The sequence below is a fragment of the Myroides sp. C15-4 genome (assembly GCF_050522745.1).
Lineage (GTDB): Bacteria > Bacteroidota > Bacteroidia > Flavobacteriales > Flavobacteriaceae > Flavobacterium.
Genome location: NZ_JBMVQX010000009.1, coordinates 78,089 through 91,508 on the forward strand (window position 1 = coordinate 78,089; position 13,420 = coordinate 91,508).

The 13,420-nt window shown below is 38.4% G+C and carries 12 protein-coding genes; 2 read left to right on the forward strand and 10 right to left on the reverse strand.

Features of this window, described 5'->3' with window-relative positions; all coding sequences use genetic code 11:
- Positions 1-191: 191 nt before the first annotated feature.
- The gene (locus tag ACPDHL_RS06395) at positions 192-437 is read right to left on the reverse strand and encodes a hypothetical protein (RefSeq protein ID WP_410880028.1); all 246 of its coding nucleotides are present in this window, start codon (positions 435-437) and stop codon (positions 192-194) included.
- Positions 438-443: 6 nt separating this feature from the next.
- Positions 444-1,823 (reverse strand): MATE family efflux transporter, encoded by a 1,380-nt coding sequence (locus tag ACPDHL_RS06400; protein WP_430531962.1) that lies wholly within the window; start codon positions 1,821-1,823, stop codon positions 444-446.
- Between the two features lie 138 nt (positions 1,824-1,961).
- Between ACPDHL_RS06400 and ACPDHL_RS06405 the strand changes: the two genes are divergently transcribed.
- Positions 1,962-2,480 (forward strand): hypothetical protein, encoded by a 519-nt coding sequence (locus ACPDHL_RS06405; RefSeq protein ID WP_430531963.1) that lies wholly within the window; start codon positions 1,962-1,964, stop codon positions 2,478-2,480.
- 34 nt (positions 2,481-2,514) lie between these two features.
- Here the strand turns inward: ACPDHL_RS06405 and ACPDHL_RS06410 are convergent, their stop codons facing one another.
- The gene (locus ACPDHL_RS06410) at positions 2,515-3,390 is read right to left on the reverse strand and encodes a PPK2 family polyphosphate kinase (protein ID WP_430531964.1); all 876 of its coding nucleotides are present in this window, start codon (positions 3,388-3,390) and stop codon (positions 2,515-2,517) included.
- A 62-nt stretch (positions 3,391-3,452) separates the two neighbouring features.
- Here ACPDHL_RS06410 and ACPDHL_RS06415 point away from each other — a divergent pair, with 62 nt between their 5' ends.
- Complete coding sequence (locus ACPDHL_RS06415; protein ID WP_430531965.1) at positions 3,453-4,298, forward strand: DUF6929 family protein; 846 nt, start codon at positions 3,453-3,455, stop codon at positions 4,296-4,298.
- Between the two features lie 22 nt (positions 4,299-4,320).
- On the opposite strand, the gene ACPDHL_RS06420 is transcribed toward ACPDHL_RS06415, so the two are convergent.
- The 7 genes from ACPDHL_RS06420 to ACPDHL_RS06450 form a co-directional block, all read right to left on the reverse strand.
- Complete coding sequence (locus tag ACPDHL_RS06420) at positions 4,321-5,457, reverse strand: ABC transporter permease (protein WP_430531966.1); 1,137 nt, start codon at positions 5,455-5,457, stop codon at positions 4,321-4,323.
- 55 nt (positions 5,458-5,512) lie between these two features.
- The gene (locus ACPDHL_RS06425) at positions 5,513-6,679 is read right to left on the reverse strand and encodes an ABC transporter permease (protein WP_430531967.1); all 1,167 of its coding nucleotides are present in this window, start codon (positions 6,677-6,679) and stop codon (positions 5,513-5,515) included.
- A gap of 13 nt (positions 6,680-6,692) precedes the next feature.
- Positions 6,693-7,679 (reverse strand): HlyD family secretion protein, encoded by a 987-nt coding sequence (locus ACPDHL_RS06430; protein WP_430531968.1) that lies wholly within the window; start codon positions 7,677-7,679, stop codon positions 6,693-6,695.
- 12 nt (positions 7,680-7,691) lie between these two features.
- Positions 7,692-9,086, reverse strand: a complete 1,395-nt coding sequence (locus tag ACPDHL_RS06435) for a TolC family protein (RefSeq protein ID WP_430531969.1) — start codon at positions 9,084-9,086, stop codon at positions 7,692-7,694.
- 260 nt (positions 9,087-9,346) lie between these two features.
- Positions 9,347-10,978: an ABC-F family ATP-binding cassette domain-containing protein gene (locus ACPDHL_RS06440; RefSeq protein ID WP_430531970.1), complete on the reverse strand. Its 1,632-nt coding sequence runs from the start codon at positions 10,976-10,978 to the stop codon at positions 9,347-9,349.
- Between the two features lie 166 nt (positions 10,979-11,144).
- Positions 11,145-12,326, reverse strand: coding sequence for a tryptophan synthase subunit beta (gene trpB, locus ACPDHL_RS06445; protein ID WP_430531971.1), 1,182 nt, complete (start codon positions 12,324-12,326; stop codon positions 11,145-11,147).
- 290 nt (positions 12,327-12,616) lie between these two features.
- The gene (locus tag ACPDHL_RS06450) at positions 12,617-13,267 is read right to left on the reverse strand and encodes a peptidoglycan-binding protein LysM (RefSeq protein ID WP_430531972.1); all 651 of its coding nucleotides are present in this window, start codon (positions 13,265-13,267) and stop codon (positions 12,617-12,619) included.
- Between the last annotated feature and the right edge of the window lie 153 nt (positions 13,268-13,420).

Here is a 13,420-nt window from a genome sequence, read left to right on the forward strand (position 1 = left end):
ATCTAAAATAATACACTGAAACACTTCTTTAAATGCATGAATTGCACAAAAAAACAAAGGTAATTTCTGGTGCTTTTACTGTAAAACAGCAGCCTTCCACTTGTCATATGGCAAATCCCCAAAAAAAAGACAGCTGCAAAAAAGAATTTAGATTCTCCTTTACAGCTGTCTTTTTTTGGGGTCGAAATCAATTAGTCTTCTAATTCTTCTGACTCTACATAGCGCGCCATTTCTCTTTCGTAGAACTCGCCTGCTTGTACGACTAACGTTTCCATTTCTCCTTCTACTTCTGACTCTTCTGACTCTTCAATCGACTCTAAAAATTCGATTTCGTCTGTGTTTAAGTTGATAATAAAACGAGGAAACTCTAGGTGTATAATAAAGATATCATCTAAGTGATCTGTATTATCTGCTAAAACAAATTTAGGTAATTGCATGATTTTTTATTTTAAATTAGTATTAATCAATCGATTCGATATCTGATGAAAACGCGCATAGAGCAAAATGGCAGCGGAGGTTAATCCCGCTAATAGACCAATCCAAATGCCTGGTGTTCCAACACTGGTGTATAAACTCAAATATACGGATAATGGGAAACCCACCATCCAATAGGAGATAAAAGTAATAATCATCGGTACATTTACATCTTGCAAACCGCGCAAAGCCCCTAAGGTTACCACTTGTAAACAATCGGAGATTTGAAAAATAGCAGCAACAAGTAAGAGCTGTCCTGCAATGAGAATGACTTCTTCATTCATGGCCGCATTAACGCTATCTTTTGCATCCAAAAACAGCAAAGGAATATAGTTATGGAATAGAACGAATAGCAAGGCAAAAACAACATAAATGATTAAAGCCATCAACATGATCGAACGCGCTACGGTACGCAAATACGCATAGTTCTTTAATCCCATTTGATTTCCTACGCGAATAGTGGCTGCTACCCCTAACCCGCTGGCAAACATAAAAGTCATCGAAGACATACTCAACGCAATTTGGTTTGCCGCTTGAGATACAGTTCCCAACATACCAGATAGCCAAACAGCACCAACGAATAAAGCTACTTCAAAGAAGCTCATTAACCCAGAGGGTATGCCTATTTTGGAAATCTGCTTTAGTACATCTTTTTTTATTTCACTAAACTTCAATTTACTCATAAAGGGTTTAAACATCTCTTGTCTGGTCAATGCAAAATGCATGTAAACAATCATGACAACACGAGAAATTAATGTTCCATATGCTGCCCCTAACATGCCCATTGTGGGGAAAAACCACACACCGTAAATTAGCAGGTAATTAAATGTTAGGTTGACAATATTACAAATTATAGTCGCATACATCGAATTTTTAGTCTGAGATTTCCCATCTGCAAATTGCTTGTACCCTTGGTACATAACCAAAGGAATGATAGACAAGGCAACAATATCTAAAAAGGGTTTCGCTAGTACAGTAACCTCCTCAGGTTGCCCCATATAGCGCAAAAAGGGCTTCGCTAAAAAGATAATCGAAAACAAAAGCAGTCCTACTACAGTACAAAGAAATAGTCCATTGACAAAAGTAGATCTCCCTCCTTCTACGTCATTTGCGGCATCACTTTTTGCTACAAAAGGCGTAATAGCAGTTGAAAAACCAACCCCTAAAGAGATAGCGATAAACACGAAACTATTTGCTAATGAAGCTGCTGCCAATTCTGTGGGGCCAATCTTTCCTACCATAATATTGTCTATGACTCCAACCACAGTATGTCCCAACATGGCTAAAATAATAGGATAGGCTAATTGAATATTATATCGAAATTCCTTAATGTAAATGGAAAGATTCATCTGCTAAAAATTTGTGCAAATATACTGACTTGAAAACGAAAGAATCTGATGGGTTAACAAATTCTTTTAAAAGAATGACCAAACAACGGCAAACTATTTGCTTTTATATTTTTCAAACAAAACTAAAAACACAAAGCTATGACAAGATTCACAAAGATTACAGCCTTATTTTTGGCTTTGAGCATGGGTATGCTTCCTTCAGCCTTTGCTCAAAAGAAAACCGTCCCTTATTATCCCAAAGGATTTCGAATTGGATTTGGTCTACATGGTGGAATTTCTACAAATTCGGATTACGATGCTGTTTTTGGAGCAGATGCGCGTTTGCAATATGATCTAAGCAAAGAAACCTCCTTTACCTTAACTAGTGGATACACCCACCTCAAGGAAAAACACGATCAAGACATCGGTTTAATACCTGTAAAAGCTGGTTTTAAACACTTTATGACCAAAAACATCTATGCCATGGGTGAACTAGGTGCTGGTTTTGGTACCCACCAAGGCTCAGGAAATACCCTGATTTGGAGTCCGTCTATTGGATATGCCAATAAGTATATTGACGTAAGTCTCCGATATGAACGCTACAATGACTTTCACGTTGATCAAATAGGACTGCGTGTGGCTTATGGTTTCAGTTTAAAAAACTACAAGAAAAAATAAAAGGAATAAAAAAGGGTCTTTCATAGACCCTTTTCTATTTTTCATTGAGCAATCGCTCTCGATATTTAGATAAATTTTCCTCAATATGTTCAGGCAATTCAGGTAGCTGAACATCCGTAAGTCTCTCTGTTATTTCCAATAGAATACTTGCAAAAATATAGCGACACAATGATTTATTGTCAGCTGGAATTACATACCAAGGGCAAGTTTCCGTTGAAGTCTTCTCGATGGCTTCCTCGTAATAGGTCTGATATTCCTCCCAAAACTCTCGTTCTCTGACATCTTCTGGCGCAAATTTCCAGTGGTGCTTCTCTTTACCTAAGCGCCTTAAAATGCGTCCCTTTTGCTCATCTTTTCCCAAATGCAAAAAGAACTTTAAAACCACTACCCCGTTATTACTGATATGCTCTTCAAAATTGGCAATCTCCTTATAGCGTTTTTCCCAAAACGCTTCATCAATATCTTCGACTTCTTTAATGTGAGGTAGACGCTCCTGTAAGACAATCTCAGGATGCACACGAGAAACCAATACATTTTCGTACTGTGTTCGATTAAACACCGTAAACTTTCCCTTTTCGGGCAATGCAATATAATGACGCCACAAATAATCGTGTTCTAATTCTGTTGACGTTGGCTTTTTGAAGCTCTGAACCACTACCCCTCTTGCGTTGATTGACTTGAATACCTCGCGAATTAAGCTGTCTTTTCCTGCAGTATCCATGCCCTGAATACAAATCAAAAAACTATAACGGTTATGCGCATACATTAATTCCTGAAACTTAGCTAAATGCCTACTTAATTCCTCTAATTTTCGAATCGCCTTTTTAGGACTCATCTCAAAATCGGGTATTGTACTCAACTTTTTTAGTTTCGTCTTTCCAATAACTTTGTATTTCTGTTCAAAACTCATGTCAATTTTATTCGTTAAGTAATTCGTATGTATTAAATTTATAAAATTCAATTCAGGTAACCATGAAAAAATTGACTTTAGAATTTTTGTATCACATTATTGGTTTAAGTGCAGCATCTGGTTTGTACTATGCAGAAGATAAATTGCATCTTATTGCCGATGATAGTACCTACCTCTATCACTATGATATTCCATCCAAACAGCTCTATAAAACGGCTATTACCGAAGATTACATTGGGCAGGAAAACATCGCCAAAGCGGATAAACCCGATTTAGAATCGATGGCTTTTGATGGAATTAACTACTATTTATTTGGATCAGGCTCAGGTTCTAAGACCAATCGTAATACCCTCTATGAGGTACACCAATTGACCAATGAGCCTGTGAGTAAACAATCGTTGGATGTATTATATGAATCCATGATGGCTTTTGCTCATTTAGAGCACGAAGATTTTAATATTGAAGGCGTCGTTTTTGACCAAGAAACTTGGTACTTTTTTAATCGTGGCAATGGACCTAAGCAGCAAAATGGCGTATTCACCGTAACGGGAGAAAGCATTTTAGACAATTTCAGAATTACCTATACCCCCATCAAGCTACCACTAATAGATCAGGTACAAGCAGGATTTACTGATGCAGTTCTCGTAGATGATTCGATTTACTTTATCGCTACGGCTGAAGATTCCAACTCTACCTATGCAGATGGCGAGATTAAAGGTTCACTGGTAGGTAAGCTCAACCTTAAAAAAATGAAAGTTGAAAAGACAAAAATCATTAGTGCAGATCAAAAATTTGAAGGTATTACCGTTTACAAAAACGCTAAAAAAGAAGTGACCTTTTTATTGTGTACAGATCCTGATAATCCAGATTTACCCACTTCAATCTATCAATTGACCATAAAAAAATAGGATCCTGAGGATCCTATTTTTTTTATATTTCATTTGGAATACTTTCCTTATTTCTCAAGCGCCAATTGGTCCAAACGGCCAACATAAAATAGAATAAACACACCAACCACATTTGCATAAACAAATCAGTAATGTCGCGTAAAGATGCACCAAATTGCGTCAAAGCAACAAAACCTTTAGTCCCAATGGTGGAAGGGACGAAAAAAGACACCACTTTAATTGCCGTTGGAAATGCGGTTGTTGGCCAGGATAATCCCGTCATCAACAAGGTTGGAATGGAAAAAAGGGTAATCGTCATAATCGAATCTTCTCGATGTTTAAAGAAATTCGCCAATGTCATCCCTAAAAAAGTAACAGACAACAAAAACGGAACTAAAAACAATACAACCTCTCCAACATGACCGCGTTGTGGAAACGTAAATACATGCATAACAAAACCTAACACAATCAACATCATCAGCATGGATAGGATCAAATAGGCCAAGCTTCGTCCTATTGTCAAAAAGAAGTTGGAAAATCGCCCTTGAGCAAAAGCAAAGGCTGATGAGAATTGTTTACGTTCGCGCAACGTTCCAGCTAATATTCCCATCCCATTCAATTGTAATGTTTGAACGGCAATCAAAAACACAGCAGGCATTAAAAAAGTCGCGTATCCTCCATTGATATTAAACAGCGGTTTGGCTGTTACATCAAAAGGTCGTCGACTTGCAGCAGCTTGTTTCATGGGAACTCCTCCTGCCATCATTTTATTTACTTCAACCTGGCCACCTAAGGTTCCTGCCGTTACCATGACTGCCCCAAGTGTTTGTTTATAGTATAACATATAAGAGGCATCACAATAAGCACCAATCGTCGGAACAATTCCCTTCTGTAAATCTCGAGCAAAATGCTCGGGAATCACAATAATTCCCTTTATTTTTTCTTGATAAAATGCATCCTGAGCCAAATCCATACTCGCAGTTCGCATCGCTACGTGCAACTGAGGCGTAGCATCCAACATGCGATCGATTTGATGGCTCATCTTTGAGTCATCTTGGTTGACGATCGCCACAGGCAATTCCGTAATCACTTCTTTGGAATAGACGTACGAATATACAAAAGCCACAAGTAGCACACACACCAGATAGGTAATTACAATGGCTGAGTCTTTAAAAATCATTTTGATTTCTCGTTTACACGACTCAAGAATCAAAGCGCAATTGTCGATTAGTCCTCTAAGCATCATAGCCTCCTTTCTGTAATTTTTTATAGTAAAACGGTAAACCGATTAATCCCATGCAAATAAAAATAGCAAAGGCAATTAAATAGCCCGCTTGTTCTGCATTAAATGAAATACCTCGAATGGCGTAGTTCACCACAAATCGCATATAGGAATGGAAGGGAAATACGTAATTTACTCCACGTACAAAACCACTCATTCCCTCAGGTGGAAACGTATATCCAGCAAAAGAAAACGCTACTGCGGCATAAGCTCCTCCAATAGTTAGGGCGATTCTCAAGCTATTCATCACGGATGCAAGAAAGAATCCCATACTTTGACAGACGATCATAAACAAAAAGAAAAATAAATTGAGCATCCAGAAATTACCTTTTAAAGGCATACTCAACTTGTAAAACACATAGGTATTCATATAGAAGCCCAAGACTAAAAACACCAAAGAGTAGGGTAAGATCTTGGCCAATGCCACGACCCAAACCTTATTATTCGCGCGTTCTAATAATTCTTGTCCTTTTCTGTATTTTAAATCAACGCCAAAAACGTAAATAGAGACAACTAGCATAATGATTTGCAAGGCCATTGGCATAAAGGCCAATCCCAAGTAGTATTCGTAGCTGGTATACGGATTAAACAACACATGTTCCTCTACCTTGATTGGTGCAACAGAAGCCAAGGCTTGATCAGGTGTTAGTCCTCCTTGCTCTAGCGATATGGTTCGAACTCCAGCAGCTAAGTATCCCGCCGCAGTTTGAAAATCACGTTGAATTAAACCCGCAGGCAGTAAATACTGTCCATTGTAATAACATGTCACATTGGTTCTCACTCCTTTCTGCACATTTTTTTGAAAGTCTTTTGGAATGATAATCAACGCAAAAGAATCCCCTCTACGCACCGTTTTTTGTCCCTCCAACTCATCGTTTACTTCATAAACAATTTGCATAGCGGAGCTAGCATCAATAAAACTAGCCAGTTTACGTGAAGTACTACTTTTATCTAAATCGAGTATTGTGACAGGTAAGTCTCGAGAAACTCCTTCTTGTAACAAAGCCCCGTAGTAAAAAAACAACATCAAGGGAATGCCCAAGATCAACACCAAAATTCGCGGCGTTGTCAGCATACGCTTAAACTCTTCTTTGACTAGGGATAGCAAACCTTTACTCACGTTCTATTATCTTTTACTTCAAACTACTTTCTACTACTAAAGCACTCATTCCTGGTCGTAATCCTTCTACTTTTTGGGTTGGATACGCCTTGATTAAGAATGTTTTCATATCAAAATCACCTTTTGCTTTGGTAGCACTCCAAGTGGCATAATCCCCTTGTACTGCAATATAGTGTACTTCTAATTCAATTTCTTGATTGCCTAAAGCGGGAACGATAGCCTGGAACCTTGTATTCATTTTGAATTTATGCATCAAATCTTCACGAATATTAAAGTTCACCCAGATATCTGTTAAATCCACTAGATTGACAATGGGATAGCCTGAATTAACAATCTCCCCTTTGTTGGGCATAATGGTATAAACTTCTCCTGCTTGTGGCGATTTCACTTCTCCTTCTCCTTTGTAGATTAGGACTTCTTCAACCGCACCTTTTGCTTGATTTACAACAGCTAAAGCTGCTGCTTTATCTTCTGTTCGCGCACCGCTTTTGGCCATTTGATAGGTTGCGCTTGCTGCTTTTTCTACTTCTTGAGCCGCAATATACTTGGCATAAGCTTCATCCTTTTGCTGAGCGGGAATTACTTTTTCTCTGTATAGGTTTTCAACTCTAGTATAGGTTTTTTGTGCAAATTCAGCTCCTGCTTTCGCTTGTTGCCACATGTTGTACGCTGCCTGAACTTCTTCTTTTCTCGCACCTGTATTGGCTTTTGCATCTTGCGCTAATGCCGCAGCACGCAATGCCTCTACTTGTTGTAATTTTGCATCGATCTCTGGGGTACTGATCTGAACTAACACTTGTCCTGCTTGTACTTGATCCCCTTCTTTGACTAAAATAGTATCAATCCTACCCGGAATTTTTGACGATACATTGATTTGCGTAGCATCCACCTGTCCTTGAATATAGCTTTCCTGTGGTGCACTCATATACCAAATCGATAGAGCGAAAACCACAACAACTACGACAATTCCTACTATTGCACTTATTACTTTATTTTTCATCTTACCTTCAAATTATTTTGCAAATTGGACAAACTCATTACTTAAACCGGTGTATTCAAATAGGGAAGCTAAATTAGACACATAGTAAAAATGCGCCTGAAGTTTCTTTAATTTTACTGCAGATAAATTCAATTCAGCATCCACTACTTCTGTTGAAGTGGCAAACCCTTCGATAAACGCCTTATTGCGTACGCGTAAATATTCGGTTGCCATTGTTTCTTGCGTGGTTAGGTTATCTATTTGTTCTTGCTGTTTTTGAATATCTTGATACAATTTCGCTACCAACATCTTGATATCGGATTTTGCTTTCTCTTCAAATAAGGCAACACTTTCACGAGTAGCCTTGGCTGCTTTGATTTCATTTCTGTTTCTCAATCCTTCAAATAAGGTATAGGTAACTCCCACACCCACCGTCCAAGGTTTATTGTTGTCATAGAGCACGTCCAACCCACTAATGGGATTATTATGAGCCAGTACTGTTTGACCAAAGGCCACTACCGTTGGATAATTTGCCGATTGTTTTGCTTTAATCCCTTGTGTGGCTAATTCTTTTTGCAAGCTCAGTTTTTGTAATGCAGGATAGTGTTCTTCTGCTGATACTTGGTAATAGTCTAAGGCTTCCAACTCCGAGAGCACAAAGAAATCGCTACTCAAATCAGCAGTTACCTCTTCTACTTCCATGGTATTCGCCAACGCCAAACGCGCTAAAGTGGCATCTTTTTTTGCGGCGTCCAATTCTCGGCTAGCATCGGATACTGCAACATCGGCAGCCATGCGTTGAACCGGTGCAATCATCCCGTGTTCTTCTAACTTCAGTGCATCATCTTGATGCTTTTTCATTCCTTCCAAAACATCTTGACGCACGGTTAATGCACGTTCAGCTAGCTTAACTGTATAATAACGAACCACAAGTTCAGATATTAACTTGTCTTTGGCTTGTTCCAACTCTTTCTCGCCTATTTCGCTTTTTAGTTTTCCAGCTTTCACTGCGGCATTAATCTTTCCGCCTGTAAAAATAGGCCATGTCGCCATGAATCCTCCAAAAGCCATATCTCTTTTATTGAAGTCAACCGACCAGTTTCCCAATACCTCTGCATTGGGTAGATGAACGAAATCCCCTACTTGGTTTCGCAGACCATTAAAGTCCAAGCCCAACGAACGATCCATATAGAGTCCCATTCCGAAAGCTTTTACTGTTGGCAAACGCAAACCTTTCATAGCCTTCCATTCATATTGGTGCACTTCTTCTTGTTTTTCCATCGCTTTAATCAAGCTATTTTCCTCGTTCATCACACGCATAGCCTCGGAAAAAGACAAACTTTGACCGTAGCTCGTAGTTGAAATAGAAAAGCAAAATAAAGGCCCCCCGATAAGTAGAAAAAAACGTTTCAAGTTTATTCTTTTCATTCACTTAATGTTGTTAATTACACATAAATGCTTCAATAAATATACAATCTTTTTCACTTTATAAAGCACTATTTTTAATCGTTTTACAAATATAACACTATCCTTGAACTGCAAAAAAATTATCAAGGATGAAATACGACTTCTCTTTCAATAAATTTTAATAAGGATGGCATAAAAAAATCCCTTCTTCAAAAAACTCGCAAAACACATGCCAAGATTTTTTAAAAGAAGGGAATTTTCAGGAAACACTTATTTTCCTCTTATTTTTCAATATCGCGTAAGCTTTCCATTTTCTTATGCGCTAAGAATCCTTTGATATCTTCAAAGTGTTCTTTCACTCGTTTATTGCCAAATTCAAATACTTTTTCAGCCAGACCATCTAAGAAATCACGGTCGTGAGACACTAAGATTACCGTTCCTTCAAAATCTTTTAATGCCGCTTTAATGATATCTTTGGTTTTCATATCCAAGTGGTTGGTCGGCTCATCAAGAATAAGCAAGTTATAAGGTTCTAGCAATAACTTCACCATGGCTAATCTTGTTTTCTCTCCTCCAGAAAGGACTTTTACTTTCTTTTGAATATCGTCTCCAGAGAACATAAAAGCACCCAATATATTTTTAATTTGCGTGCGAATATCCCCTTCTGCAATGCGATCTACGGTTTCGAAAATCGTCAAATCACCATCGAGTAGAGACGCTTGATTTTGGGCGAAATATCCCACTTGACTATTGTGTCCTAATTCAATTGATCCCACATAGTCAATCTCTCCCATGATCGCCTTGATCATCGTTGATTTCCCCTCTCCATTTTTCCCTACAAACGCCACTTTTTGTCCGCGCTCTATCACCATATTAGCATCTTTAAACACCACGTGTTCTCCGTAAGTTTTTCCCATTTCGGTCACCGTTACTGGATATTGCCCTGAACGCGCAGCTGGCGGAAACTTCAGGCGAAGTGCAGAATTATCAACTTCGTCTACTTCGATAATTTCCAATTTCTCCAACATTTTAACGCGCGATTGTACTTGCAATGTTTTGGAATAGGTTCCTTTAAAACGCTCAATAAATTCGGTTGTTTCGGCAATCATTTTTTGTTGTTCTTCATATGCCTTTAACTGATGTGCTCTACGATCTTGACGCAAAACCAAATAATCTGAATATTTCGCTTTGTAATCGTAGATTTTTCCCATCGTTACTTCAATAGTACGATTGGTAATATTGTCAACAAATGCACGGTCATGGGAAATTACCATGACAGCTTTGGCTTGTGTCAATAAGAATTCCTCTAACCATTGGATACTCTCGATATCCATGTGGTTGGTTGGCTCATCCAATAAAATCAAATCGGGTTTTTGCAATAGAATCTTTGCTAATTCGATACGCATTCTCCACCCTCCACTAAATTCAGCGGTTGGTCGAGTAAAATCTTCGCGTAGGAATCCCAATCCTTTCAATACTTTTTCTACCTCTGCTTCGTAGTTTACTTCTTCTATCGAATAAAACTTCTCACTCAATTCCGATACGCGTTCGATGAGCTTCATATAGGCATCACTTTCGTAATCGGTACGTACCGTTAACTCTTCGTTGATTTGCTCAATTTCATTCTTCATGGCGAAAATCTGAGCAAAGGCTTTGGATGTTTCTTCAAAAACAGTACAATCATCAGCCGTTAATAAATGCTGAGGCAAATAGGCTATCACCGCTTCTTTTGGTGCTGCAACAACCCCTGAAGAAGGTTTATTTTCGCCTGCCACAATTTTTAATAAGGTAGATTTACCCGCCCCGTTTTTTCCCATTAAGGCAATTTTGTCATTTTCATTAATGGAGAAACTCACACCACTAAAAAGCGTTGTACTACCAAATTGGACAGCAACATCATTAACTGTTATCATATTGTATTTTATTAAAACAGGTGCAAATATAGTATTTGTTTGTTTTAGATGGGGATATTTTTAAGGAGATCAGCGGCAAAAGAAACAAAGTTTATTTTTTTAGTACTCCTTATATATATAGGTGTAAAAAAGCCCAGCAGTACTGCTAGGCTTTTTCCTGAAAAAACTACAACTGAAAGTAGTTGGTGTAATTTTGTAAATCCTTATCCCCCCTACCGGAAAGGTTTACGACTACAATATCAGTTGGCAAAAACGTTTTATGTTTGAGTGCTGCGAGGGCATGTGAACTTTCAATAGCGGGAATAATACCCTCTAGTTTACACAGTTCCAATCCTGCTTCCATCGCTTCTGCATCTTTAATGGCAAAGAATTCTGCGCGATCTTCTTGTTTCATCAAGGCGAAGAGCGGACCAAAACCGGGATAATCTAACCCTGCCGAAATAGAATAGGCTTCCAGTGGTTCTCCTGCTTCATCTTGCATGAATAAAGTTTTGCTTCCGTGAAGTACACCAGGCTTTCCTATAAACGATGTGGCTGCTGTTTGTGTGGTAGTCACGCCCATACCTCCTCCTTCTGCGACGATCAACTTCACACGAGGATCTTCTAAAAAGGCATAGAAAGCACCTGTGGCATTACTTCCACCACCAACACTAGCAATAACATAGTTCGGTTGATCTACGCCCTCTTTCTCTCTCAATTGCTGTTGAATTTCTTTGGAGATCACTGATTGAAAACGCCCCACCATATCGGGATACGGATGAGGTCCTACAACAGATCCGATTAAGTAATAGGTATCAGTTGGGTTTTCAATCCAGTAAAGCAAAGCTTCATCTACTGCTTCTTTTAAGGTCTGTGTTCCTGTTTTGGCTGCGCGAACCTCAGCTCCTAACATCTTCATGCGCGCTACATTAGGTGCTTGACGTTCAATATCGGTTGCTCCCATAAATACCACACATTCCAATCCAGCTAACGCACATACGGTTGCTGTGGCTACGCCGTGTTGTCCTGCCCCAGTTTCGGCAATAATCTTCTTTTTACCTAAGCGTTTGGCTAGCAAGACTTGACCAATGGTATTGTTGATCTTATGCGCTCCTGTGTGACATAAATCTTCTCTTTTTAAATAGATTTTAGTCTGATACAAATCCGATAAACGCGCTGCATAATACAAAGGCGTTGGTCGGCCTACATAATCGGCTAAAAGCTTTTGATACTCCGCCTGAAAAGCGGGCTCATTCATTATTTCTATATACTTCTCTTGTAGTTCTGCTACAATAGGCTGTAAAGCTGGAGGGATGAATGCTCCTCCAAAATCGCCATAAAATCCGGCTTGATTGACTTGATACTTCATGTTGAGTTTGATTAAATTAATTTGTTTTTTTAATTTTTGGACACAAAAAAAGGGCTTGTCGTGATGACAAGCCCTTAGAGGTGTAGGAATAATATACTCGTTTCCTTATATTTTTTCTTCATACATACCAATAGCAGGACAGCTCACGACGTCTTGACGTAAGTTGCTCCACCACCAATTGTTTGTATGTTTAAAATTCATTTCTGTTATTTTTACGGTGTAAAGGTAGGAATTAATTTTACTCTACCAAATAAAAAAAGCTATCTGTTAGTTCAGACAGCTTTTACTTTTTACAGCATGACTAATGCATTCTTCTCTGGATCAATCTCTGAAACATCATATCCACTAAACTTTTTCAAGTAGGTTTTGATTGACGTTCCAAATCCATCGCTAAATGAATTAGCTCCATTACTTTTCAAATATTTTCTCACAGATCCAGCTCCTCCTAAATGAGCAGCGGCCAGTATCCCCGACTCCGTGATTCTGATCCCATCAATTCTACGACCTTCATACGATTTAATCTCGTTGCGTAGAATCCATTTGTTTTTAGCTATTAAAGCATCAAATGCTTTTTCTTGTAATAGCGGATCATTCAAAAACTCTTCAGAATCAAAAATTCCTATTGATCTTAGAGCTAACCTTCCGAATTGGTATTTTCCGATGTAGCCATACGAGTTGACAATTCGATACAAGCCATTCGATTCTCTTGCACCTAAGGCTTGTTTAAAACCAATATAGGTTTTCCCTGTAAATGGTATTACTGCTAATTCTGCTGTCTTCACTTCCTTTACCATTTTCTCTTCTGGAAAATGATAAGTCAGCTCTTCTGTGGGAAGTATTTTATACTGTTCTAAAAGTATAACTTCGTACTTTTTAAAACCCGAAAAAACTCCACCTAATAGCAGTAAAAAGCCAATAAAAAAAGAACATTTTTTCCTCATTAAAATTAATTTCTCAAGCCCTGTCACCACTTGAAATTTCACTTCGCAAAGTTACCTCCTTTTTTAAATCTGCCTATTTTTTAATCGTTAAATTACATTCCCTTAACCTTACATTTACACACAAACACTGATTAACAAAGAGATAGAACAAAA